Below are 24851 nucleotides of genomic sequence, written 5' to 3'. Positions count from 1 at the left end.
CTGCGTTGCCTCTGCAGACTGGGTCAGCCCGGCCCGCGCGTTCGCGAAGGTGACGCGCCGGTGCCCGCTCGCGGCCCCGAGTTCGGCCAGCGCGAGCCGCCGGACCAGGCGGTTTTCCAGCGGCGCGGTCCGGCGGTCCCGGGGGGCGATCCCGGCGCGGGCGCCGTCGAGGTCGCCGAGCGCGATCCGGGCGCGGGCCGCCAGCAGCGCCGCGATTTCGGCGTCGTTGCGCAGGCCCAGCCCGGTGAGGCGGTCCGCCAGCGCGGTCGCCTCGGCGGCGACGCGGGCGATCCGCCGTCCGGCCGCGAAGTCCGCGCGCAGCACGGTCAGGTGCGCCACCGCCGCCCAGGTTTCGTTGCCGCGGCGGCGAAACCGGCGTTCGGCCCGCCCGGCCCAGCTCCGCGCGCACGCCGGATCGCCGCTCGCCAGCGCCGCCAGCGCCCTGGTCAGCTCGGCCTCGGCGTGTTCCTGGTTCATCCGCAGCCGCGGGAACTGCACGAGTGCCGCGTCCAGCTCGGCGGCGGCTTCGTGCGGCAGCCCGGCGGCCAGCAGCGCCCGCGCCTTGTCGACGGCCAGCACCGGCAGCATCCCGACGCTCTGCGCGGCGTAGAACCCGCTCGCCGCGTCGAAGTCGCGCAGCGCGCCCGGGATGTCGCCGGTGAGCACCCGCGCCTGGCCGCGGCCGTGCGCGGCTTTGGCGAAGATCCGGGCCAGGCCGTCTTCTTCCGGATGGCCGGCGCCGATCTGCTCGCACTGGTCGAGGTCGGCGAGCGCGAGCCGGACGCGCCCGGCGTACTGGTGCAGCATCGCGCGGTTGAGCAGCGTCCTGGCGAGCACGACGAACTCGCCGGCCTGCCGCAGCAGCGGGATGGCCTCGTCGAAGCAGGTGAGGGCTTCGTCCATCCGGCCGATCAGGATCAGCACGAGACCCCGTTGCTGGCGCAGGATCCCGCGCCCGGCGTCGGACACGAGGACGTCGGCCTCGTCGAGCAGGGCGAGCCCGCGGGCGCTGTTGCCGAGCGCCGTTTCGACGGCCGCGTAGGTGCCGAGCACGCGCGTGGCGAGGTCAGGCCAGGCCGGCCACCCGTTCGGCGGCTCGGTGGCGGGCAGGCCGAGCAGCCGCGCGGCGGACCGGATCAGCCGGCCGCCGACCACCGGCTGGCCGTTGTTGGTCGCGGCGACCGCCCGCCGGTGCAGGTCGCGGACCCGGTCTTCGACCCTCGGCGACGCGACCACGGGCTGCCCTTTCGGCCGGGGAAGGACGCCCCGGATCGTACCTCCGAGTCAGAGGTATCAGGCAGCTTCGAAATCAGAGCTCGATCGCCGGAGTGCTCACCGTCCTCGACCGGCCCACGGTCCGCACCAGCACCTGGACCATCCCGTGCGGCACCCCGCTGACCGCGAACCGGCCCTCCGCGTCCGACGTCGTCGTCAGCGGGCCCGAGCTCGTGCGGACCTCGATCGGGTGCTCGGCCGGGGGCGTCAACCAGCCGTCCAGGCGGATCGTGCCGCCTGCTTCCGGGCTCACGTTCACCATGATCGTCAGGCTTTCGCTGTCGAACGTGATGAGCCTGCCCTGTTCGGCGGCACTGCGCGCACCCGCGGAAGCCTCCTGTTCCCGGATGCGCATCACTTCCAGGTCGACGTCCTCCAGCTGGATCGCGAACCGGATCTGCTCGATCAGCGTGACCGGCATCGGGTCGGCGTCTTCCCACAGCTCGCGCACGCCGGCCAGCAGCCGGAAGTCGAGCTCGTCCAAGGGCTCGTTCGCGCCTGGTGGTTCGACGGTCGTCACAGCCAATCTCCTTCGCCGTTGGCGAGTAGCTGCTCACGCAGGCGCGCGAGGCAGCGTCCCCTGGTCGGGCCGATACTCCCCCTCGGCATACCCAGCCGGGCGCCGACTTCGGCGTAGTCCGGCCGGTGCACGAACGCCACGATCCGCAGCAGGCTGCGGCAGCGTTCGGGCAGGTTGTCCACCGCGCGCCACAAGCGCACGCGCTGGTCCTCGCGCAGCACCCCCTCCTCGGGTGCCGGCGAAGCTTCGGTCAGCCGCTCCGGAAGCTCCGGCAGCGGCCGCTCGATCTGGCGCTTTTCCCCCGTGCGCCAGGCCTCCCGCTTGGTGACGGTGATCAGCCAGCCGGTCAGCGCGACCGGCGAGCGGATCTCCGCGAACGAACCGAGCAGCCGCAGCCACGTCGTCTGCACGACGTCGGCCGCCTGATCGACGTCCAGTCCCTGGTCGCGCGCCACCTGCCAGAGCAACGGCGTGAGCAGCGAAACCAGCTCGTCCAGCGCCGCGCGGTCGCCCTCCCGCGCGGCGTCGAACAGGGTCGCCACCCGAGCGTGGTCGGTCTTGGCCACGTTCACAGCGCGCCCAGCGCGGTCCAGGCGCGCTTGACGACGGTCTCCCGGTCGACCGTGGCGAGGTCCCCGGACTGCAGCAGGGCCTTGCCGAGCTCGGCGGCGGCGAGCGGCGCGGCGAACGACGTCCCGTCCCAGACCGCGAAGCCGGCGCTGTAGTCGTCGGGGTCGAAGGAGTTGCGGCCGAAGCCCGGCACCTGGTGGTCGGCGGCCGCGGTGCCGCGGACGTCGGTCGGGTACGTGCTGACGACGCCGGCGCCGGTCGCCCAGCAGTGCACCCACGGGCCTTCGTTGGAGAACAGCGCCTTGCTCGTGGCGACGTCGGGGTTGAGCGCCCCGACGCTGATCACCTGCGGGCCGCAGCCGCTGCCGAGCGGCTGGTCGGAGAAGGCCGCCGGGTAGAACCGGCGCGTGGTGGCGTCGTTGCCCGCGGCCGCGACGACGAGCACGCCGAGGCCCAGCAGTTCCGCGATCACCGAGCCGAACTGGCCGGTGAAGGCGACGTCCGCCGGGTCTTCGACGTAGTAGCCCATCGAGATCGAGACGATGTCCACCATGTCCTGCGGGCGGTTGTTCGCCTGCGCGTTCCGGACGCGGTCGGCGAGCAGGTGCAGCGCGAGCAGCACGTCGGCTTCGTACGCGACGCCGTCGCTGTGCACCACGCGGAGGGCGAGGGTGTCGGCTTCGGGGCAGGCCTGCCGGACGATGCCGGCGATGAACAGGCCGTGCCCGGTGTCGGTGTCGATGTCGCCGATCAGCGGCTGGCCGGTCGTCGGCGCGTCCCAGTAGTCGTGGAGCAGCTGGGTGGGCACGGTGCCGGCGCCGAGTTCCGCCTGCAGGATCGCGGCCTGGATGTCCGGGGCGACGGCGAGCCCCGAGCCGGCGGGCGGCGGCCCGCTCCGGTCGGCCAGCCCGAACCACGGGTGCGGGCCGATGCCGGTGTCGAGGACGGCGATCACCGGCCGCCGGTGGGCGGGCTTCTGGCTGCGGTAGGGCGGGGCGGCGGCCAGCGTCACCGGGATCCGGTTGGCGCCGTGGGTGCGCCCGTACGAGCTGCCCGCGCCGAACCCGCTGGTCTCCCACGGGGTGCCGCCGAGGCCGCTGGTCTCCCACGGCACCCCGCCGAACACCGGTGTGGTGAACAGCAGGTGCTCGACGGACATCTCCCGGACGACGTCCGGATCCAGTTCCGGCCGCTCGCCCGAGGCGGCGGACCGCAGCAACTGAAGCGCTTTCCAGCAGTCGACGACGACCGGGTCGACGTCGTCGCGCACGTGCAGCAGGGCGCGGACGGGCACGTCGTCGAGCTGCCGGACGCGGGCGAGCTCCTCGGCGTCACCGCCGCGGTCGGCCGGGGCGGCGTAGAGACCGATGCGGGCGAGCACGCGGTTGATCGCCGACAGCGTTTCCTGGTCGCGCAGGTACCGCTGGGGCAGCAGGAACACGCCCGGCCGGTACACGGTGGTGCGCGGGGCCGGCTGCCCGGCCGCGACGACGGCCGTCGCCGGGTCGAGCACGCGGGCGCCGTGCCGGTCCAGCACCTGCCTCGGCGGGGCCGGGAGTTCGTTGAGCGTCCTTGCGTCTTCCGTCGCTGCTTCCGCGGTCTCGTCGCGCACGAACCTGACGACCATCGGGTCCACCCTCCTGCTGCCTCTGCCCCCGCCACTGATCACCAACGGCACCCGGGAAAGACCCGTGGGCCGCCACTGGGATACGACACCGACATCACGAATGCATAACGGCAACGGCAAACGGGTGACGACGTATCTGGCGCCCCCGGCTCACCCACTTGGCCCTCCACACGTCACGGATCCATGCGGGGAGATGACCATGGTTGTGCTCCGGTCGAGCACGCACGAAGCCGCCTTCACACCGGAACCGGCGACCGGCGGCGGCTGCTTCACGGTGCCGCTCGACCTGCCGCCCGGTCCCGGCGGCAGCGCGCCCGCGCTCGCCCTGCGGTACACGACCGGCGCGGCGAACGGCCCGTTCGGCGGCGGGTTCACCGTCCCCCTGCCGCACGTCGGCCCGGCGGACGACCACGCGCCGTCCGGTGCGGCGGGCCGGCTCGCCCGCCGCGGCGACGGCTTCCTGCTCACCACCCGATCGGGCCTGCGGCACTTCCTCGGCCCGGGCGACGGCGCCACCTGGTACCTCGACCGGACTGAGGACGCGTTCGGCACCGCCGCGACGTTCGGCTGGGCGCACCACAGCGGCCAGGCCTACCTCACGCGCGTCTCCTACGGCCCGTACGAAGTGGAGTTCAGCTACGAACCGCGGCCGGACGTGCTGCGCCGGGGCCGCGGCGGCACCCTCGTCACGACGGCCCTGCGGTGTGCGCGGATCGACCTGCGGGTCCCCGCCTCGACGCGGCCGCTGGTGCGGCGGTGGACCCTCGGCTACGACGCCGACGACGTCACCGGCGCGTCCCTGCTGACGTCGGTGGCGCTCACCGGCTTCGACACGCACGGCACCGAAACCGCCGCTCCGCTCCTGCGGCTGGCCTACGCGTCCTTGGAGGCCCCGCCACCGCGGCGGGTCCAGCTGACCGCGCGGGCGCGGTCCGGCGGCGGGGTGTCCGTGCTCGACGCCGTGCCGTACCACTCCTTCGAAGACCCGCCCCGCACCGGACGGCTGTGCGAGATCGACAACGGGCTGGGGCTGCGGACCGCGATCGAGTACGCGACCGTCGCCTCGGTGCCGGTGGTCCGGCGGGTCTCGCTGCGCGAGTCGGTCACCGGCCACGTGGGCGTGACCGAGTTCGAGTACCACGACAGCCGGGCCCCCGGCTTCGGCCGCGTCGTCCAGGACGACCTCGGCGACGAGTACGCGCCCACCCTGCGGACCGTCCGCTGGTTCGGCGGCGAAGGCCTGCTGGACAAGGAGGAGACCTACGGCCTCGACGGCTCCCCGGCGGCGGACCGGCCGTACCGCCGCGTCGAGCACCTCCGGCGTCCACAGTGGACTCGGGCGGTGACGACGGAGTTCGAACGCCGGGAGACGCCGGTGTCGGTCACCACCAAGGAGACGGCCTTCGACTCGGCCGGGAACCCGACCCGGGAGGTGGAGACGACCGAACGGCCCGGGCACGAGCCGGTCGTGCGCGAGACCCGGACGAAGTACGTCACCGATCCCGAACACCGGTTCACCGCGCTCCCGGCGCGGGTCCGCGAGGTGGACGGCACCGGGAAGGTGCGGTCCGACAAGATCTTCCGCTACGACGAAGAGCCCGACGGCTTCGCCGGTTCGCACGGCCTCCTCACCGCGCGGGAGGAGCTGGTGCTCACCGACGCGCTCGTCGCCGACGTCTACGGCTCGCGCCCACCCGACCTGCGCCACCACGGCTACCACCGCCGTCCCGGCGAGGAAGGCTGGTGGGTCACGACGTTCCACGGGCGGCTGGACACCGTTTCCGGGCTGCGCACCACGACGACCGACCCGCTCGGCCACACCCGGGAGGTCCGGTATTCGGCCGACCGCTGCTTCCCCGAGGTGACCACGGACCCGGTGGGGAACGTGACGGTCACCCGCCACGACGTCCGCACGGCGCTGGTGTGCGAGGTGACCGATCCGGCGGGCGCGGTGACCACGCTGACCCACGACCCGCTGGGGCGGCCCGAAACGGTCGTGCGGCCGGGCGACTCGGCGGACCTGCCGACCGTCCGGTACCGCTACGACGGCACCCGCGTCACCACCGAGCAGCGGGCGGTGTCGGGCGAGGCGGAGGTGCTGGTGACCGCGGAGCTGCGCGACGGCGCCGGTCGGCTGCTGCAGCGGCGGCACGCGGAACTGCTCGGCGACGTCGTCGACGAGCACCACGAGTACTGCGCGCGCGGCCTGGTCTGCCGGACGAGCCGGGTGTTCCGGGACGGCGACCCGTTGCCCGCTCCGGAGGAATTCCGGTACGACGCACTCGGCCGCCCGCTTCCGCTCCGCGAAGACCAGCACCCCGAACGCGGCGTGCCCGATCTGCTCGGGCGGGAGCTGCGCGGCGCGGACGGCGTCGTGCACGTCCGGGACGCGGCCGGGAACGTGGTCGAGTCGCGGACCGCGGGCGGGCACACGGTGTTCCGGGTCCGGGACGCGGCCGGCCGGGTGGTCGCGGTGCTGGTCGACGACCCGCGCGGCACGCCGGTCACCACGTTCACCCACCACGACGGCGGACTCGCGGTGCCGCTGGGCGCGGGACCGCACAGCTGCGGGCGGCTGGTGCGCGTCACCGACGAATGCGGGGTGACCCAGTTCGGCTACGACGCGCTCGGCCGGCCGGCCGAGAAGCGCTGGCGCCCGGCGCACGTGGCCGTCGAGTACCGGCTCGACTTGACCCGCCGGGCCGACGGGCGGGTGTCGGAGGTGGCCTACCCCGACGCCGGCGACGGGCGGCTGACCGTGCAGCACCAGTACGACGAGGTCGGGCGGCTGGTGAGCGTGCCGGGCTTCGTCGACGCCGTCGACCACGACCTGGGCGGCCGCCGCACCGCGGTGCACTACGCGAACGGCGTCAGCGAGCACTGGGCCGACGGACGGCACGTGGTCACCGGCCCGGGTGGGCTGGTGCGCGACATCGAGCCCGGCCCGGCATCGGCGACGCTGTCCGGCAGCGAAATCCGGGACGCGTTCGGCCGGCTGCGCGGGGTGCACGGCGACGACGGTGTCAACGCGCTGTACAGCTACGACCACACCGGCCGCCGCGTCCGCACCCTGATCACCCACGGTTCGCGGATCCACGAAATCCTGTCCCCGGACGACCACTACGCCCTCGAAGACGGCGAGCTGGTGGTCGTGGTGGCGGACGCGGTGCGGCGGTACGCGGACGGCCGCACCCGCTACCTGCACTTCGACGACGCCGGCGAAATCGTCCTGGTGACGGACGAAACCGGCGCCATCGTCGACGACGTCAGCGTGCTCAGTCCAGTACGGCCAGGTCCAGCCGGCTGAGGCGGTCCGGGTCGGCGAGGATGTCGATCTCGACGATCCGGCCACCCGCGACCGTGAAGCCCAGCACCGAGGACGGCCGCCCGTCGCGCGTCGCGACGACGCCCGCCGCGCCGTTGACCAGCGCGCGGTGCACGACGCCGCCACCGGCGTTGAGGCGGGAGAACGTCAGCGCCTGGTTGGCGACCGCCGCCGCGCCGCGGACCTCGGTCGAGCCGCCCCGGCCCGCGCCGTGGTCGGCCCGCAGCACGACGTCGGAGTCGAGGACCGAGACCAGCGCGTCGAAGTCCCCGCCGCGGGCGGCCGCCAGGAAGGCGTCGACGACTTCGCGCTGGCGGGCGAGGTCCGGGTCCGGCGCGACCGGGGCACCCTGAACCCGCCGCCGGGCCCGGCTCGCGAGCTGCCGGGTCGCCGCCTCGGACCGGCCGACGACCGGGGCGATCTCCTCGAACGGCATCGCGAACATGTCCCGCAGCACGAAGGCGAGCCGCTCGGCCGGGGTGAGCGTGTCGAGCACGACCAGCAGCGCGAGGCCGACCGAGTCGGCCAGCAGCGCCTCGTGTTCGGGACCGTCGTCCTCCCGGCTGACGATCGGATCGGGCACCAGGGTGTCCCACGGCTCCTCGCGCCGGGCCTTCCGCGAGCGCAGCATGTCGAGGCAGACCCGCCCGACGACGGTGGTGAGCCACCCGGCGAGGTTCTCGACGGCGGCCGCGTCGCTGCGGCTCAGCTTCAGCCACGTTTCCTGGACGGCGTCCTCGGCCTCGGTCAGCGAACCCAGCATCCGGTAGGCGACGGACCGGAGGTGGTCGCGGTGGCCTTCGAAGCTGCGGGCCAGGAGGTCCTCGTTCACGGGTTCGTCCTTTCGCGGGTGCGATCACCACCTTGACGAACGCGGCCGCGGATTTGTGACAGGACGGCACGTTTGACCTGGAGCGCGCTCCAGCACCTAGCGTCGTCCGGGACAAGATCGCCAGGGAAAAGGAACCCGACATGACCGACGAGCGCTTCGAGCGTGGCTTGAAGACCCTGACCGAGATCGACGGCGAGAGTGGGCAGCGGGTGATCGACGCGCTCGCCGACGTCGCCCCCGCGCTGGGCGAGGCCGTCGTCTCCTGGGGGTTCGGGGAGATCTACTCGCGGCCGGGGCTGGCGCCGCGCGACCGGCAGCTGGTCACCCTCGGCATGCTCACCGCCCTCGGCGGCTGCGAGCCGCAGCTGGAAGTCCACGTCAACGCGTCGCTCAACGTCGGCCTCACGCCGGCGGAGATCGTCGAGGCGCTCCTGCACTCCGCTGTCTACTGTGGATTCCCGAAGGCGCTGAACGCGACCTTCACCGCCAAGAAGGTGTTCGGCGAGCGCGGATTGCTGCCGGTGACCGCGTGAGCAACCCATTGGCGACGCACACAGAGCTTTTCGACCTGAGTGGCAAGCGCGGCCTCGTCACCGGTGGCACCAGGGGCATCGGGATGATGATCGCGCGCGGGCTCCTCCAGGCGGGCGCCCGCCTGGTCATCAGCTCACGCAACGCGGAAGCCTGCGCCCGGGCGCAGGAACAGCTGTCCGCATACGGCGACGTCCGGGCGATCCCCGCCGACCTGTCCCGGCACGAAGAGTGCGAGCGCCTCGCTCACCTCGTCACGGCCGACGGCGGGGGTCTCGACATCCTCGTCAACAACGCCGGCGCGATGTGGGACGAGCCGTTGGCGACGTTCCCGGACGCGGCCTGGGACACGGTCATCGACCTCAACCTGAAGTCGCCGTTTTGGCTGGTTCAGGCGCTGCTGCCGGCCCTTCGCGCCGCCGGGACCGCCGACGATCCCGCGCGGATCATCAACATCGGCAGCATCGCCGCCATCCACATCCCCCAGCGGCCCAACTACTCGTACTCCAGCAGCAAGGCCGCGCTGCACCAGCTCACCCGGGTGCTCGCCAAGGAACTGGGCCCGCAGCACATCGCGGTGAACGCGGTGGCGCCGGGACCGTTCCCCTCGGCGATGATGGCGGCCACCCTCGACGAGCTGGGCGAGGCGATCGCGGCGGCGGCTCCCCTGCGCCGCATCGGCCGCGACGACGACATGGCGGGTGTCGCCGTGTTCCTCGCCAGCCGGGCGGGCGCTTACCTGACGGGCACCGTCGTCCCCGTCGACGGCGGGATCGCCACGACGGCGTGATGCGGAGAGCCCGGCACCATCGGCGTGCTGCCGGGCTCCGCGACCGCCCTCCACGACAGATCAGACGACTGTGTACCGATGAGCGGCATCTTCCCTTGACGTACGATATATGAGGAACTAATCATCGGATCTCTCCGGACGAGGAGGTCCTTTGAGAATCCGACTGCTTGCCTGCCTCGCCGCCGCCGTCGCGCTGGTGGCGAGCCTGGTCAGTCCCGCGAACGCCGAACTCCACCACCCGCGTCAGGACTGGCTGCGGGCCTCGACCGCCGGGCTGTTCCTGCACTGGGGCATGTTCACCGCGCCGCGGCACACCGACTGCGCCGCCTGGGAACGCGACGTCACCGGTGGTGGCTGGACGCCGGGCTACTGGATCGACGAGGCCACGAAGCTGGGCGCGTCCTACGTCGTCCTCACCACCTTCCACAGCCGGCTGGGGTACGCGCGGCCGTGGCCGTCGAAGGTCCCCGGCAGCTGCTCGACGCAGCGCGACTTCCTCGGCGAGCTCATCGCCGCGGGCCAGGCCAAGGGTGTCCGCGTCATGCTCTACATGACCGACGATCCCCAGTGGCACAACGAAACCGGGCACGAGTCCCTCGACTCGGCCGCCTACTCGGCGTACAAGGGCCACCCGGTCGACCTGACGACCCGCCCCGGCTTCGGCGAGTTCTCCTACGACCTGTTCGACGAGGTCATGGACCGGTACGACAACCTCGCCGGGTTCTGGATCGACAACGACAACGAGTACTGGGAGCAGCACGGGCTCTACGAGCACATCCGCGAGAAGCGCCCCTCCTGGCTGCTGAGCAACAACAACGAAGACACGCCGATCATGGACACGGTCAGCAACGAGCAGAAGACCGGCATGACGCCGTCCTACGACTACCCACAGGCGGTCTACACGCCGATGCCGCGCCTCACCGAGGCCGACTACAAGCTGCCGACCAACGGCGACTGGTGGTACAGCGGCGGCGACCAGGCCGTCGACTTCCGGCTCTCCACCGGCCGCTACATCACGAACGCGGGCTCGTCGATCAAGTCGCTGATGGCCGAAACCGCCATGCTGAACGGCAAGTTCCCGCCGCAGCAGGAGGCGTTCAACAACTTCATGGCGTCCTGGACGCAGCCGATCCGCGAGTCGCTCGAAGGCACCGAGGGCGGCGGGTACATGTACGGCGGGATGCAGCCCGGCTTCTGGAACGACGGCGCGCACGGCGTGATCACCGTCAAGCCCGGGGCGCGGACGCAGTACGTGCACGTCGTCACGCGACCGTCGACCGACCTGGTCCGCTTGCGGGACAACGGCTACCGCGTCACCGGCGTGTCCGACCTGCGCACCGGGAAGCCGCTGCGGTTCGCCCAGTCCGGTGGCTACCTGTCCATCCTGGACATCCAGAACTGGGACGCCTACGACACCGTGTTCGAAGTGGACACTGCCGGACAGCAGTACTTCTACGACAAGTCCACGATCAAGGCGACCGCGTCTTCGAACGCGGCATCGGCGGCGAACCTCGTCGACGGCAGCTACCTGAACTACTGGGACGCGGGCGGTCAGCTCCCCGTGTCCGTGACGCTGGACCTGGGCCGGAAGCGGTTGACGGCCTACCTCGCGGTGCACGAGCGCGAGTCGTCGCCGACGTACGCCCGCGAATCCTTCGGCCGCGCCGAGGATTCCGCGCGGATCAAGGACTACCGCGTCCACGCCAGTGACGACGGGACGACCTGGCGCACGGTGCGCACCGGCGCCCTGCCCAGCAACCGCGGTGTCCAGTTCATCGACGTCGGCGAGGTGCACGCGCGGTACCTGAAGCTCGAGGTGCTGAACACGTGGTCCGGGCCGCAGGCCAAGCCGTTCTACCGGCAGCTCGCCCTCGACGAGATCGACGTCGCCTACGGCTACCCCGACCCGCGCGGCGAGGTGCCCCTGGAAGCGGAGTCGTGGCGCAACGGCTTCGAGGGCAAGGCGACGCCGGTGTGGTGCGAGGCGTGCTCGGGCACGAACGCGGTGACCGGCCTCGACCGCGGCGCCGTCGTCTTCCGGAACGTCCAGGCCACGGGCCCGTCCCGGCTGCAGCTGGACACCACCGGGCCGGGCACGCTTTCGGTGCGCGTCAACGGCGCGGCGCCGATCTCGGTCACCGCACCGGCGGCGATCCCGGTGCCGCTGAACGCCGGCGCCAACACGATCAAGGTCTCCGGGACGGCGGACCTCGACCGGATCGCGGTGGCGCCGATGCCACCCGAGTCGTACACGCCGAAGACGACGTTGACCGTGCAACCCGCCGGCGTTCAATGGGTTTCGCCCGGCCAGCAGGCGATCCGGATCACCGCGTCGCTGCGGCTGGACGTCGACGACCCGATCGACCAGGTGTCGCTGGCGCCGGTGGTCCCGCCGGGCTGGACGGTCACGGGCGACCCGGCGACGGCGTCCGCGCTGACGCTCGGCCAGGTGCTGAGCGGCTCGTGGACGGTGACCGCCCCGGCGGCCCAGGACGTGAGCATCCCGGTGACGGCGACCTTCCGGACGCTCGGGCGCGCGAAGTCGGTCAGCAAGCCGGTGCAGGTGAAACCGCGGCCCGCGGACCGGGTGTTCATGCGGGAAGCGGAGGACTCGGCGAACGACATCGGCGACGCCGGCGTCACCGGCTGCTCGGCGTGCTCGGGCGGGCAGAAGGTGCGCAACATCGGGCCGGGCGCGGCGGTGACGTTCCCGGGCGTGACCGTGCCCGCGGCGGGCCAGTACACCTTGTACCTGGACTTCACCGTCAACGGCGACCGGTCGTACTTCGTGTCGGTGAACGGCGGCGCGCCGACGGAGGTGAAGGTCAGCGGCGCCGGGAACAACACCCCGTACACCACTTCGGTGCCGGTGCCGCTGACCGCGGGCGCCAATACGATCCGGATCGGCAACGACCGCGCCGGGGCTCCGGATCTGGACCGGATTTCACTGGGTTAGCTCCCGCAGCACCCGGGCCGCGTCGATGTCGACGGCGCGGCCCGGGTCCCCGCCCGGCGCACTCCACGCGACGGACACCCACAGCTCGGCGTAGTCGCCGCGGTCGATCCGGGGCAGCCGCCAGACGAGCCGGCCGCCGGTCCGCTCGACGGCGTCCCCGCCGACCAGCCGCGACCAGTACGGCGGCACGTGCTGCCCGGCCCGCGAACACCGCCGCAGCAGATCGGCCCCGGGCCCGCCGACGCTCACCACGGCATCGGCGGTCTCGGCGGTGAAGGCGCTTTCCCAGGTCCGGTCCTCGTGCGGGGCACCGGCCAGCTCGGCTCGGACGACGAAGGCGCTGACGTCCTCGCGCGCCAGCACCCGCAGGATGGTGGTCTCGCGGGTGACGCCGGGCAGCCCGGACGCGGTGGGCCCGCACAGTACGTCCAGCCGCACGGACTGGTGCCGCCACCGGCAGAGCCGGGCCCCGGACTCGAGGCCCCAGGTCAGCTCCGGTCTCGCGGGCACGTCCCAGCCGCCGACGTGGACGGCGAACCGCACGTCCCCGAGCGGGGTGACGACGTCGAGCGCCCGCGGAGCCGTCCGCGACAGGACTTCGGTGTCCAGCATGCAGACATCCTTACCCCGCGGGCTGACCGGCGAAAACGCGCTGCCCGAACGTCACCCGACCGGGGAACCGCCGGCCGGGACGCGGTGAACGAGCACTCAGAACCCGGACGTCCCGTCCGGCGTGCCCAGCCCGGTCGGCCCGTCGTACCCGGCGCCCGCCGTGCAGAGGTACGTGCCACCGCAGCTGCCGTTCGAGCCCGACGTCACGTCGTAGAGCCCGCCGGTGTGCGCGTACGGGTACGAGCCCGACGTCACCGAGTTGCCCGCCAGCGCGTACACGCTCGCGATCACCGGGGACGACAGGCTCGTGCCGCCGACCTGGACCCAGCCGTCCGCGCCCTGCGCGAGCCCCAGGGACAGCAGGACGTCGCACCACGACGAGCTGCCGCAGCTGTTGTACGTGTCGTACACCCCGAGCCCGGTGGCCGGGTCCGCGACCGCCGAGACGTCCGCGACCGTCCTCTTCGCACAGCCGGTGTCGTGCTGCCAGGCCGGTTTCGCCTCCAGCGCCGAACACCCGCTGCCGCTGCCCTTCCACGTCGTTTCGGTCCAGCCGCGGGTGGTGGTCGCCGCCTTCTTCAGCGTCGTGCCGCCCACCGCCGTGACGTACGGCGAGGAGGCCGGCCAGCTGACGCCGTAGCCGGAGTCGCCCGAGGAGGCCGTGACCGCGATGCCCGGGTGGTTCAGGTGCGCGTCCGCGGCGAGGATCGTCGAGTCCTCGGTGCCGCCGTAGCTGTTGGAGATCGCCACCACGCCCGGCGTCGCCGCGGCCGTGTCGACCGCCGTCATCAGCGGGTCCGTGTCCGGGGAGTCGGCCTCCACCAGCAGGATGCGGCAGTCCGGGCAGGTCGCCGACACCGCGTCGAGGTCGAGGCTGATCTCCATCGCCCAGCCGTAGTCGGGTGCGGGCAGCGGGCTCGCCGCGCCGTTCTGGTTGACCTTCTTGAAGCAGCCGTTGGCCGTCGTGCACGGGGGAAGTCCCCGTGCGGCGCGGAACTTCGCCAGGTCGGCCTCGGCGGTCGGGGCGTCCTGAGCGTCCACAATGGCCACCGTGCGGCCGTCGGCGTGCAGCCCGCCGAGGTGGTACGCGGCCTGGATCTCGGCCGGGCCGTAGCCGACCGGGGTCGTGTTCAGCAGCGGGCCGGCGCCCTTCGGCGACCGGACCGCCTTGCCGAGGCAGTGGAACTTGCCGGAGGTGGCACAGCCGAAGTCGACCACGCCGCCGCTCTGCAGCGGGGCGGCTTCGGCGGTCGAGGTGGCCACCGTGAGCGGGGCCGCGATCAGGGAGAGGACGACGAGGGACCGGAACAACCGTGGGGGCGCCATGGCCTACTCCTCGGTAGAGGACGAGGTGTGGCAGCGGATCGTCGCATGTCACCCGTTCGAGGTCACCCGGCAAGCGGATGTTTCTCGGTTCAGTCATTCGCCCACCTCGTGGCGAACCGGACGAAGAGTCACGAACCTTCTCACCCGGCCGAGTTATTGGTCCAGACAAGTGTTACCGAAAAGTGATCGAAGCGCCGGTGAGCGGGAGTTACTTTGTTGTGACTCGCAACAAATGCCTCGTGGATCCCCAACGGCGGAGGTGTCACGGCGTGAACCGGACCTTGGACAAGCTTCGACGACGCGGCCCGGGCCTCGCGCTCGTCGCCTCGGCAGTGCTGGTGGCGGCCGGGCTGAGCGCCCCGGCCGCGCTGGCCGCGGACGATTACACCCAGAGCGTCAGCCAGCCCAGCGCCAGTCAGGTGCAGATCAGCTTCACCCCGGCCACCCCGGCGTTGTACGTGGACGTCCACTACACCGGCGTGCCGGGTGTCGGCCAGCAGAACGTCCGGATGACCAACGGCTCCGGCACTTGGCGGACCACGGTCAACGGCCTGAGCAGCGGAAACGTCCTCGACTACTGGTTCACCTACGAGAAGAGCGGCCCGCAGTACGACACCCCGCACTTCAGCTACACCGTCGGCGGCGGCACGACGACGATCGCGGCGCCGACCTTCAGCCCGCCCGGCGGGACGTACTCGAGTGCCCAGACGGTGACGATCAGCAGCGCCACCGCGGGCGCGACCATCCGGTACACAGTGGACGGATCGACGCCCACCGCGTCCTCGCCGCTCTACAGTGGACCGATCAGCGTCCCGACCTCCCGCACGGTCAACGCCATCGCGACCAAGTCGGGTTCGGCGAACTCCGCGGTGTCGAGCGCGAGCTACACGATCGGCACCCAGGCCGGCTGCCCGACGCAGTCCGACACCCCGAACTTCGGGCCCAACGTGCGGATCTTCGACCCGGGCATGTCGGCGGCGACCATCCAGGCGCAGCTGGACACCGACTTCAACAACCAGAAGGACACGCTCACCGCGCAGATGGCGGACCGGCGCGTCGCCCACCTGTTCAAGCCGGGCACCTACTCAGGCGTGCACGACAACGTCGGCTTCTACACCTCGGTGGCCGGCCTCGGCCAGAACCCCGGTGACGTGCTGATCAACGGTGACGTCACCGTGGACGCCTTCAACGCCTCCGACAACGGCGTCGCACTGCAGAACTTCTGGCGCTCGGCGGAGAACATGGCCGTCAACCCCTCGGGCGGCAACGAGCGGTGGGCGGTCGCGCAGGCCGCGCCGTTCCGCCGGATGGACGTCCGCGGCGGGCTGCAGCTGTACCCGGCGAGCTACGGCTACGCCAGCGGCGGCTACATCGCCGACACGAAGGTGGCCGGCCAGGCCGCGTCGGTGTCGCAGCAGCAGTGGTACACCCGCGACTCGCAGCTCGGCAGCTGGAACGGCGGCGTCTGGAACATGGTCTTCTCCGGCACCAGCGGCGCGCCGGCGAACACGTTCCCGAACCCGCCGGAGACCACGCTGGCCACCACCCCGGTCTCCCGCGACGTCCCTTACCTCTACGTCGACGGCACCGGCAAGTACCGCGTGTTCCTGCCCTCGCTGCGCACCAACGCGTCCGGCCCGAGCTGGGCGAACGGCAGCACCCCGGGCTCGTCGCTGCCGATGAGCCAGTTCTACGTCGTCAAGTCCGGCGACACGGCCGCGTCGATCAACAACGCCCTTGCCGCGGGCTGCAACCTGTTCTTCACGCCGGGCGTCTACCACCTGAACCAGACGCTCAACGTGACCCGCGCGAACACGACCGTCCTCGGCATCGGCTACCCGACGCTGGTGCCGGACAACGGCGTCAACGCGATGCAGGTGTCCGATGTGGACGGCGTCCGGCTCAAGGGCCTGCTCTTCGACGCCGGCACGACGAACTCGCAGGCACTGCTCACGGTCGGCCAGTCCGGCTCGTCGGCGTCGCACGCGGGGAACCCGACGACGGTCCAGGACGTGTTCTTCCGGATCGGCGGCGCGATCGCCGGCAAGGCGACGAACAGCCTGATCGTCAACAGCGCCAACACGATCATCGACCACATCTGGGCGTGGCGGGCCGACCACGGCAACGCGGGCACCTACGGCTGGAACACCAACACCGCCGACACCGGGCTCGTGGTGAACGGCGCGAACGTGCTGGCCACCGGCCTGTTCGTCGAGCACTACCAGAAGTACCAGGTGATCTGGAACGGCCAGGGCGGCCGGACCATCTTCTTCCAGAACGAGATGCCCTACGACGTGCCGAACCAGGCGTCGTGGAACGCGCCATCGGGTGTCGCCGGGTACGCCGCGTACAAGGTCGGGTCGAACGTGACGTCCCATGAGGCCTGGGGCCTCGGGAGTTACTGCTTCTTCGACACGAACCCCGCGGTGTCCAGCTACCACGCGTTCGAGGTGCCGAACAACAGCGGCGTCCGGTTCCACAGCCTGCTGACGGTGTCGCTCAACTACCGCGGCACGATCACCCACGTCATCAACGACACCGGCGGTGTCACGCCTTCGGGCACGGTGCCGGTCAACGTGGTCAGCTACCCGTAAGCGGTGAAGGACGCCTTCGGTGCGCCGAAGGCGTCCTTCACCCGATCACTTCACCACGATGTAGTACTCCCGGCCGAGGCCGGACTGGGTGCCGTCGGCGGTCCGGCTGTAGACCTGCATGGGGAAGAAACCCGACGCGTCGGGCGTGAAGGTGAAGCTCGCCCGGCCGTCGGGGCCGGCCGGGACCACGGTCGGGTTGTCCCAGTCCTCGTAGAAGTAGTAGACGTACGCGACGACGCCCGGCATGCGCGGGGTCAAGGTGAAGGTGCCGGTGACGCCGGGGCCGCCGCTGCTGACGAAGTCCGGGTAGTCGGTGCTCGCCACCAGCGGAGCGTCACTGGCCGGGTAGCCCCTGCTCGCGATACCGGACGTCAATCCCGCGCCGGTCGTGCTCCACACGTTGAGCCGGTGGAAACCCCGGGTCGCCGTGACGACGTTCGCGGTCACGGTTCCGTCGGCCCCGGCCGCCACGGTGGTCTCGGGCCCGTCGTCGATCCGGTAGGTGTAGGAGACGACATCGGCCATGCCGGGCGAGAAGCGGAACTCGGCCGGGATCCCGACCCCGGTTTCCCGGGGCCCGTTGACCAGCGGCTCCGTCGACTGCACGTAGAAGTGGTGGACGTGCTGCGGCGACCGGTTGCCCGCGCTGTCGACGCTCGTCACGTAGAGGTCGTTGGGCCCGGACGCCTGCGGCGTGTAGGAAACCGTCGCCGACCCGCCCGCGTGGTCCGCCGCCACGAAGGTGCCGGCCGGATCGGTGTTGCCCCAGTAGAACCCGACGACCGAGTCTTCGCCGTTGGCGCTGAAGGTGAACGAGCCCGGCACGCCGGCACCGGGGTGCCAGGCGTTGTCGTCGGGGTACTCGGCCGACGTCACGGCCGGCTCGGCGATCGGGGTGGCGGCACTCGCCTGGGCCGGGACGGCGCCGAACGCCACCACGGCCAGGAGTGCGGCGACCCCATGACGAACTCTCATCGGAAACCCCCCATGTGAATCCTGTGTCAACTCCAGCTAAGCACAATCCCGCGTGGGCAGGGCGGGCTTTCCGCGCGGTCAGGCGATGTGCCACACCGCGGCGGCGCCGTCGAGCACGTCGGCGTCGAGGCCGAAGTAGCCGCGTTCGGGCTTGGTGTCGGTGCGCTTGCGGCCGTCCGGGAGGTCCGCGGTCAGTTTCCAGGTCTCGGTGCCTTGCTGCAGCCGGCCTTCGTAGGTGTCCGGCGCCGGTTCGCCGAGGCCGATCGCCTCGCTGTGGCCCAGGCTGCCGGCGACGAAGGCGTACCGGTCGCCGAGCAGCGCCCCGACGATCGCGCCCGCACCCGTTCCCGAACGCTGGAGGTGACTGTTGTGCGAGAAGACCAGCGTCGGGCCGCGGCCGGCCTCGATCGCCCGGATGTCGAGGAGGTTCTCGGCCATGAGCACCGCGCGCATGCCCGCGAGGCGCGCGATCCTCGTGTCGCGGTCGCCGGGCCGGGCCGACGCCGCGTGGTAGCGCAGCAGGCCGCGGCCCGCGACGGCGTGCACCTCGGCCCGCCGCCAAGCGGCGTCCAGCCGCGGGGCCCGGGCGCGGAGGGCGACGAGCAGGTCGTCGGCGAGGACCCGCAGCTCACGGGCCTCGGCGGTGGCGCCGGGCGACTGAGCCGGGTCGAGGATCGCCTCGGACCGGCTCCACCGCTCGTCGGCGCCGGTCAGGGCCGCGATGTCGACGTCGAGGCCGAGGTAGTCGCGGACGTGCTCGAGGTAGGTGCGGGGACTGGGAGCGCTGAACATCTCGGCCGGGGCGTCGAAGCCGTGGAAGGTCAGCGGCTCGTCGGCCTGCTCGTTGTACTCGCGCAGCCACGCGAGCAGCTGCCGGTTGGCCGCCACCTCGCCCAGGTCGTGCGAGAAGCCGCCGTCGAGCGCGGCCACGCGGTCGGTCTCCAGGGCGATCGACCGGAAACCGTGCTCGGCGAGCTGGGCGAAGAGGTCGTTGCGCAGCCACGCGCAAGCCGGCTCGAAGTGGGTGGGCTCGCCCAGGCCGAGCAGTTCGGCGGTGCAGTCGGTGAGGTCCATGTGGTTGAATCGTATCCTTGAAGACTCGGTTGAGACCTGCGGATCTCGCCCGCGAGCACGGCATCTCCACGCAGGCGGTCCGCAACTACGAACAGGACGGCTTCCTCCCGCCGGCGGCCCGCACGCCGAGCGGCTACCGGGTCTACACGGAAGCACACGCGGCCGCCCTCCGGGCGTTCTTGGCGCTGGTCCCGGCCTACGGGCACGCGACAGCCGGCGGGATCATGCACGCCGTCAACGACGACGACCTCGCCCGCGCGCTGACGCTCGTCGACCGCGGCCACGAGCAGTTGCTCCGGGACCGCGAAACCCTCAACACGGTCCGCACGGCGATCGGGCACCTGACGACCGGGCCCACCCCCGGATCGGCCGCGACCGGCTGGTCGATCCGCGAGCTCGCGCACCGCCTCGGCGTCACCGCGGCGACCGTGCGGGCCTGGGAACGCGCGGGCATCCTGGTGCCTTCGCGGAACCGGGCCACCGGCCACCGGGTCTTCCGGGCGGCCGACATCCGCGACGCCGAACTGGCCCACCTGCTCCGCCGCGGCGGCTACCCCCTGGACCACATCGCGACGGTGGTCGAGCAGGTCCGCACCGCGGGCGGCACCGAGTCGCTGGTGGACGCCTTGGCCACCTGGCAGGACCGGCTGACCGCCCGCGGCCTGGCGATGCTCGACGCGGCCGCCCGGCTCAGCGCGTACCTGGCGTCACGGCCGTGAGCCCGGGTGCAGCCGGTCGTACTCGTGCGCGGCCGCGCGCTGGGTGCGCACCCCCAGCACCTTCTCCTGGTCTTCGTCGTCGACTTCGTTGAGGCCGAGCTGCACGGCCAGCCGGATCTGCTCCCGGTTTTCGCGGACCACGGCGGAGAAGAAGTCGTCGATCCGCGGGTCGAGGAGGACTTCGAGCAGCACGCGGAACGAGGTGTCGACGCAGGCGCGCACGATTTCGTCGTGGAAGGGCAGCCGCTTGAGCTTCCCGAGCTGCGGGTCCGCGGCGATCTTCTCGGCGATGATCGAGCGCAGCTCGTCCTTGTGCGCGCCGAGCGACTTGGCCAGGTTCTCCGGGTAGTTGCCGGTTTCCAGGACCTTGACGACCTCGTCGAGCACCGCGATGGTCACCGGCTTCTTGATCGCCTTCACGATCGGCTCGGAGAGCTTGTCGACGAGCCGGTAGGTGAACTGCTCGCCGACGGCCCGGTCCGCGGCCCGCCCGATCCGCACGAGCAGCAGCACGACGCTGACGAACTTGTGCGCGGTCATGGCGGGGTGGGCGACCGGGATCATGGCGAACAGCTCGTACCAGTTGCGCACGAGGAACTTCCGGGCCCACCGCCGTTTGCGCCACCGCCACAGGAACTCGAGCAGGAAGACCCCGCAGATCACGCAGTCGACGGAGAAGATGACGAGCCCGATGTCCCGCGCGGGCGGGCTGAGCACCATGAACCCCAGCAGCCCGACCGAACCGGCGGCGAGCACCAGCATGATCCAGTCGTCGGCGCGCACGTTCCCGGGCAGCACCCCGCTGTTGAGCTCGGGTTCACGGGTGACCATGCCCGATGATGGCACGGATGCGGCCGGCGAGCCGGTTTGACGCTGTCGAGTTCTTGTCCGGTTTTCGTCGCGTTCCACCCCCGCCCGATACGGCATTGTGGACAGTGGCGGTCACGGCGAGGAGGAGCATGGAGCGGACACCGCACAGCCGGTTCGCTCCGGCTCCCGGGGATGCGGCTGGCGGTTCAAGAAGCGGGCTGCCAGCCCACGCCGTAGGACCGTGCGGGCCGCAGGTCGCGGAATCCGGTGTGCACCTCGCCCGCGTTGTCGAGGAAGAGCGGCTTGCGCGCGGTCAGCGGGTCCTGGGCGTCCTTGGAGAATTCGCCGTCGATGCGCCAGACGCGCTGCGGTGGCTGCCGCCGGTCGAACCGGACGTTGAGGTCGAAACTCTCGCACGGGAACTCCGGCGTGCAGCAGTAGAACGGCGACGGCAGCTCGTCGACCCGGATGCGGAAGAAGAACTCGTGCTCGTCGCCGGCGTCCAGCGGCCGCGGGGGCCGCAGGCTGAACGCGACCCGGGACGAGCTGACCATCCGCACGGAATGCACCTCGCCGCCGGCGACGACGTCGATGCCGAGGCCCGAAAGGTCCGGCTGGCCGGTGGTGCTGGCCGGCCGGGCCAGGGAGATCGCGTGCTCGACCTCGGCGAGCCCGGCGACGTGGCTGACCACCCGGCGCGTCTCGAAGACCTCGGCGGCGGCCACCCCCGTCAAGGTCAGCCGGACCGCCAGCGCCGACGTGTGCCAGGGGCCGTCGTCGCTGACGGCCGAGCCGCCGTAGGGCGACGGCGCGCCGTACGCGGCCTCCGCGATCAGGTAGATGACGTCGTCGGCGCGCCGCTGCATCGTGCGCACGTTCCGGTCGGCGCCCGTGCCCAGCAGTTCGAGGCGCTGGGTGTAGCGCTCGTTCGCGCCGGTGCCGAAACCCAGGACGATCCGCGCCGTCCGCCGGTGCGATTCGGGCAGCTTTTCGATCAGCCGGCGAAGCGTTTCGACCACCTTGCCGCGAACCGTTCCCGGCGTGTCGTCTTCGTCGACGCCGCACACTTCGCGCAACTGTTCCCCGACGAGCGCAGGCAGGGTCTTCGCTTGGATGCCGAGCCCCTTGCGGAGCAGTTTCAGCTCCGCTGAGAGCGCGTTGATCTTCGCTTCGGCCGCCTGCTGAGCCAAGCCGTCACCTCCGTCTTGGTCGTTGTGTGGAAGTCTACCCACCTTCGCCGCGCTCCACGACGCCGTCACCTGTTTCCGGCGGTTTCCGGATCCGGGAAACACCGCAGGTCAGCGATTTCCATTCAGCGGCAACAGGAAACGTCTGCCGCCGGGCAATTCGCCGGGTCAAGCTTGGTCAGCCGAAATCCTTCGGCAACCAAGGAAGCCGCCGCGGGATATACCGCGGCGGCGGTGATCCGGAAAGGGGAACGCGATGCACACGCACCTCGTCATCGTGCTCGGCCAGCTGGTCTCGCTGCTGGGCTGACCAGTACCTCGCCGGCGGGCCCGGGCCGCCGGCGGACCTTCCCCCCGTTCGCCGATTACAGGATGATCGACCCATGCCGGACTTTGGAGCGGAATTGAAACGTCGACGGATGTCGGTCGGCATGTCACTGACCGGACTCGCTGCGTCCGTCCATTTCACCAAGGGCTACCTCAGCAAGGTGGAGAACGGCAAGGTCCGCGTGAACCGCGACCTCGCCAAGGCCTGCGACCAGGCGCTGGAGGCCGGCGGAGAACTGCTCGCCCTCGTCGCGGAATCGGCATTCCCCGCGCGCCGCAGCGCCGGCGGCATCGCCGGGCTGCCGGACAGCGGCCGGTACTTCGTCGGCCGCGAAACCGAACTGGCGGCGCTTTCCGCGCTGCTGCTCGGACCGGACGACGCCCGGGTGGGCGTGGTGCACGGAATGGCGGGCGCGGGCAAGACGGCGCTGGCCGTCGCCGCCGCGCGGCAGGTCGCGGACACGTTCCCGGACGGCTGCCTGTTCTTCGACCTCCGGGGCCACACCCCCGGGGCCGTCGAGCTGTCGCCCGGCGAAGCCCTGCACCGGCTGCTGCGCCTGCTGGACGTCTCGGCCGACCAGCTGCCCGCCGACGAGGACGGCCTGGCCAACCTGGTCCGCGACCAGCTGCGCGGGCGGCGGATGATCCTCGTGCTCGACAACGTCCGGTCCGCCGAGCAGATCCGGGCCATCGCCGACGGCGAGACGTCGTCGCGGATCCTGGTGACCAGCCGCGGCCGGCTGCCGGCGCTCGACGACGCCTGGCACTTCCCGGTCGGGGTGCTGCCGCTGGGCGACTCCGTGCGGTTGCTGCGGTCCGTCGCCGGCGACCACGCACCGGCCGACGACGAGGTGGCGACCGAGATCGTCCGGTACTGCGGGCAGTTGCCGCTCGCGGTGCGGATCGTCGCCGCCCGGTTCATCGCGGGCGGCTGGACGGCGGCGAAGCTGCGCGACCGCCTGGCCGACGAGACGACCCGGCTCGGCGCGCTGGAGGACGGCGAGCGGAGCGTCGCCAGCGCGTTCGCCGTCTCGTACGACGCCCTGCCGGGCGACCAGCGGCGGCTGCTGGGGTTGCTCGCCCTGCACCCCGCGGCGGCCGCGGAGACCGGCGCCGTCGAAGCGCTCGCCGGGCTCGACGCGGGCGAAGCGGACCGGCTGGTCGACCGGCTGCACGACGCGCACCTGGTCGTCCGCGACGAACGCGGGTACGTCGAGCTCCACGACCTGATGCGCACCTTCGCGGCGAAGCACGCGTTGCCCCAGGTGGAGCCGGACGACCGCGAAGTCGCGGTCCGCCGGCTGGTCGAGCACCTGGTCGCGCTGACGGTGGCGGCCGACGAGCTCGCCGAGCCGTACCGCTTCCGCCCGCCCACCGGCCTGCCCGCCCCGGCCGACGTGCCGTTCTCGGACGCCGAAGGCGCACTCGCCTGGCTGGGCGCGCAGTGGCCGACGCTCGCGGACATCGTCGATTCCGCGGCCCGGCACGGGTTGTCCGACCGCTGCTGGCAGCTGGCGTTCGTGCTCCGCGCGTTCTTCTTCCGCGAGAAGCTGTTCGAACCGTGGATCCGCACGCACGAGCGGGCGCTGGAAGCGGCCCGGGCGGCCGCCGACCCGAGCGCGACGGGCATGATCCTCAACAACCTGGGCATGGCCCACATCGAGTCGGGCCGCCCCGACGACGCGGTCCGCTTCCACCAGCAGGCCCAGGCGGAGTTCGAGCTGGCCCGGGACGATCGCGGCTCGATCGACGCGTTGTCCAGCTTGGCGTGGGCCCGGTTGTACCGCGGCGAGGCCGAGCCGGCGCTGGCCGACTTGACGACGGTGCTGGCGGTGTACCGCCGGACCGGCCGGACCCGCAACGTGGTGATCGCGCTGCGGGGGATCGCGCTCGCATCGGTGGCGCTGGACCGGTTTCCCGAGGCGCTGGCCGCGGCGGCGGAGGCGGCCGAGCTCGCCCAGCTGCCGGTGGACCGGGCCATGTCGGTCAACTGCGAGGCCTGGGTCCACTTCCGCGCCGGCCGCTGGCCGGAGTCCGAAAGCGGCTACCACCGAGCGGCCGAGCTGGCCGACGACGCGGGAAGTGAGTACGAGCGCGCCCGGGCCCTGACGGGCTTGGGCAACACGGCGGCCGCCCGAGGAGACCGCGAGGGCGCAGAGCGCTGGTGGACGGAGGCGGCGGCGTACCGGGTCAAGCTCAACCCGGCGGTCCTCGGCGAGGCCGAATACCGCAACCGGCCGGCGTTCGCGGAGTGACCGGAGCGGCTCGGCCGCTCGCCGAGTGACCGGGGGCGGCCCGCTCGCCGGGTGACCGGGGGGGGCGGCTCGCTTGCTCGCGAGCGACCGGGGGCGGCCCGCTTGCCGAGTGACCGGGGATGGCCCGCTTGCTCGCGAGTGGCGCGGGCGGCCCGCTTGCCGAGCGGACCGGGGGCGCCTGCTCGCCGAGCGACCGAGGGTGACTTGCTTGCTCGCGAGTGACCCCAGGCGTCCGCAGCTGGGCTGCCCTGCGAAAAACGGGTCAGAAGCAGGACACTAACTGGCCACCGCGCCCGTCGTGGTAGCGAAGGCTTCCGGTGCGGCGATCAACGGCAGGGAAGCCGAATCCAGCGTGAGGTTGCCGTCATGACTACGCATTGAATTCCGCGGGCGGCACCCCGCCGCGCCCCGGTGTTTCCTGGGGAAAGACGTTGCCGGCAACGGGAAACGCCTTGTCGCGACGGGCTTCCGGCGCGCACCATCAATGCAGACCGGAATTTCGCGAAACCACCGTGAAATCCACCGAATCCCGTTCACCGGGGAATT

General features: G+C 71.9%; 18 protein-coding genes. 8 read left to right on the top strand and 10 right to left on the bottom strand.

Annotation, left to right across the window (positions count from 1 at the left end):
- The first annotated feature begins 60 nt into the window (after nt 1–60).
- Nucleotides 61–1398 carry a hypothetical protein gene (locus tag CCN39_RS51460; protein WP_244210545.1) on the top strand — a complete coding sequence of 446 codons (1338 nt, stop codon included), beginning with the start codon at nt 61–63 and terminating at the stop codon, nt 1396–1398.
- On the opposite strand, the gene CCN39_RS00150 is transcribed toward CCN39_RS51460, so the two are convergent.
- Genes CCN39_RS00150 through CCN39_RS00140 form a run of 3 tightly spaced genes read right to left on the bottom strand, consistent with a single transcriptional unit; the run spans nt 1310 to nt 3992 of the window.
- Nucleotides 1310–1795 (bottom strand): hypothetical protein, encoded by a 486-nt coding sequence (locus CCN39_RS00150; protein WP_086837760.1) that lies wholly within the window; start codon nt 1793–1795, stop codon nt 1310–1312. The two genes, CCN39_RS51460 and CCN39_RS00150, sit on opposite strands and share 89 nt — an antisense overlap.
- The gene (locus CCN39_RS00145) at nt 1792–2367 is read right to left on the bottom strand and encodes a sigma-70 family RNA polymerase sigma factor (protein WP_086837759.1); all 576 of its coding nucleotides are present in this window, start codon (nt 2365–2367) and stop codon (nt 1792–1794) included. Before CCN39_RS00145 ends, CCN39_RS00150 begins: the two co-directional genes overlap by 4 nt.
- A complete protein-coding gene (locus CCN39_RS00140; RefSeq protein ID WP_086837758.1) occupies nt 2364–3992 on the bottom strand; it encodes a S8 family serine peptidase in 1629 nt (542 codons plus the stop codon). The genes CCN39_RS00145 and CCN39_RS00140 overlap by 4 nt, the downstream gene beginning before the upstream one ends.
- 199 nt (nt 3993–4191) lie before the next feature.
- On the opposite strand from CCN39_RS00140, the gene CCN39_RS00135 reads away from it, so the two are divergent.
- Nucleotides 4192–7299: a SpvB/TcaC N-terminal domain-containing protein gene (locus tag CCN39_RS00135; RefSeq protein ID WP_086837774.1), complete on the top strand. Its 3108-nt coding sequence runs from the start codon at nt 4192–4194 to the stop codon at nt 7297–7299.
- Here the strand turns inward: CCN39_RS00135 and sigJ are convergent.
- Complete coding sequence (gene sigJ / locus CCN39_RS00130) at nt 7268–8149, bottom strand: RNA polymerase sigma factor SigJ (RefSeq protein WP_086837757.1); 882 nt, start codon at nt 8147–8149, stop codon at nt 7268–7270. The genes CCN39_RS00135 and sigJ overlap by 32 nt on opposite strands.
- Before the next feature lie 140 nt (nt 8150–8289).
- Here sigJ and CCN39_RS00125 point away from each other — a divergent pair, with 140 nt between their 5' ends.
- From CCN39_RS00125 to CCN39_RS00115, 3 genes are all read left to right on the top strand, one after another.
- On the top strand, nt 8290–8682 hold the full coding sequence (locus CCN39_RS00125; RefSeq protein ID WP_086837756.1) for a carboxymuconolactone decarboxylase family protein: 393 nt from the start codon (nt 8290–8292) through the stop codon (nt 8680–8682).
- Complete coding sequence (locus CCN39_RS00120) at nt 8679–9470, top strand: SDR family oxidoreductase (protein ID WP_143263856.1); 792 nt, start codon at nt 8679–8681, stop codon at nt 9468–9470. The genes CCN39_RS00125 and CCN39_RS00120 overlap by 4 nt, the downstream gene beginning before the upstream one ends.
- A gap of 151 nt (nt 9471–9621) precedes the next feature.
- Nucleotides 9622–12426, top strand: coding sequence for an alpha-L-fucosidase (locus tag CCN39_RS00115; RefSeq protein ID WP_086837754.1), 2805 nt, complete (start codon nt 9622–9624; stop codon nt 12424–12426).
- On the opposite strand, the gene CCN39_RS00110 is transcribed toward CCN39_RS00115, so the two are convergent.
- Both CCN39_RS00110 and CCN39_RS00105 read right to left on the bottom strand, forming a co-directional pair.
- Nucleotides 12415–13038 (bottom strand): hypothetical protein, encoded by a 624-nt coding sequence (locus CCN39_RS00110; RefSeq protein ID WP_086837753.1) that lies wholly within the window; start codon nt 13036–13038, stop codon nt 12415–12417. The two genes, CCN39_RS00115 and CCN39_RS00110, sit on opposite strands and share 12 nt — an antisense overlap.
- A gap of 96 nt (nt 13039–13134) precedes the next feature.
- Nucleotides 13135–14364 (bottom strand): S53 family peptidase, encoded by a 1230-nt coding sequence (locus CCN39_RS00105; protein ID WP_086837752.1) that lies wholly within the window; start codon nt 14362–14364, stop codon nt 13135–13137.
- A 269-nt stretch (nt 14365–14633) separates the two neighbouring features.
- On the opposite strand from CCN39_RS00105, the gene CCN39_RS00100 reads away from it, so the two are divergent.
- A complete protein-coding gene (locus tag CCN39_RS00100) occupies nt 14634–16958 on the top strand; it encodes a chitobiase/beta-hexosaminidase C-terminal domain-containing protein (RefSeq protein WP_086837751.1) in 2325 nt (774 codons plus the stop codon).
- Nucleotides 16959–17003: 45 nt separating this feature from the next.
- Here CCN39_RS00100 and CCN39_RS00095 read toward each other — a convergent pair whose 3' ends face one another.
- Both CCN39_RS00095 and CCN39_RS00090 read right to left on the bottom strand, forming a co-directional pair.
- On the bottom strand, nt 17004–17933 hold the full coding sequence (locus tag CCN39_RS00095) for a hypothetical protein (protein WP_086837750.1): 930 nt from the start codon (nt 17931–17933) through the stop codon (nt 17004–17006).
- Between the two features lie 78 nt (nt 17934–18011).
- Nucleotides 18012–19007 (bottom strand): erythromycin esterase family protein, encoded by a 996-nt coding sequence (locus CCN39_RS00090; RefSeq protein ID WP_086837749.1) that lies wholly within the window; start codon nt 19005–19007, stop codon nt 18012–18014.
- A 17-nt stretch (nt 19008–19024) separates the two neighbouring features.
- Between CCN39_RS00090 and CCN39_RS00085 the strand changes: the two genes are divergently transcribed.
- Nucleotides 19025–19726 carry a TioE family transcriptional regulator gene (locus CCN39_RS00085; RefSeq protein ID WP_086837748.1) on the top strand — a complete coding sequence of 234 codons (702 nt, stop codon included), beginning with the start codon at nt 19025–19027 and terminating at the stop codon, nt 19724–19726.
- On the opposite strand, the gene CCN39_RS00080 is transcribed toward CCN39_RS00085, so the two are convergent.
- Together CCN39_RS00080 and CCN39_RS00075 are read right to left on the bottom strand one after the other, a co-directional pair.
- The gene (locus CCN39_RS00080) at nt 19715–20557 is read right to left on the bottom strand and encodes a hypothetical protein (RefSeq protein ID WP_086837747.1); all 843 of its coding nucleotides are present in this window, start codon (nt 20555–20557) and stop codon (nt 19715–19717) included. The two genes, CCN39_RS00085 and CCN39_RS00080, sit on opposite strands and share 12 nt — an antisense overlap.
- Before the next feature lie 185 nt (nt 20558–20742).
- The gene (locus CCN39_RS00075; RefSeq protein WP_086837746.1) at nt 20743–21726 is read right to left on the bottom strand and encodes a hypothetical protein; all 984 of its coding nucleotides are present in this window, start codon (nt 21724–21726) and stop codon (nt 20743–20745) included.
- Nucleotides 21727–22106: 380 nt separating this feature from the next.
- Here CCN39_RS00075 and CCN39_RS00070 point away from each other — a divergent pair, with 380 nt between their 5' ends.
- Nucleotides 22107–24305, top strand: coding sequence for a helix-turn-helix domain-containing protein (locus tag CCN39_RS00070; RefSeq protein ID WP_086837745.1), 2199 nt, complete (start codon nt 22107–22109; stop codon nt 24303–24305).
- The last annotated feature ends 546 nt before the right edge of the window (nt 24306–24851 follow it).

It is taken from the genome of Amycolatopsis kentuckyensis (genome assembly GCF_002155975.1).
GTDB lineage: Bacteria > Actinomycetota > Actinomycetes > Mycobacteriales > Pseudonocardiaceae > Amycolatopsis > Amycolatopsis kentuckyensis.
The sequence above is the reverse complement of the archived record's forward strand: the minus strand, read 5'-3'. Positions and strand labels throughout refer to the sequence as shown.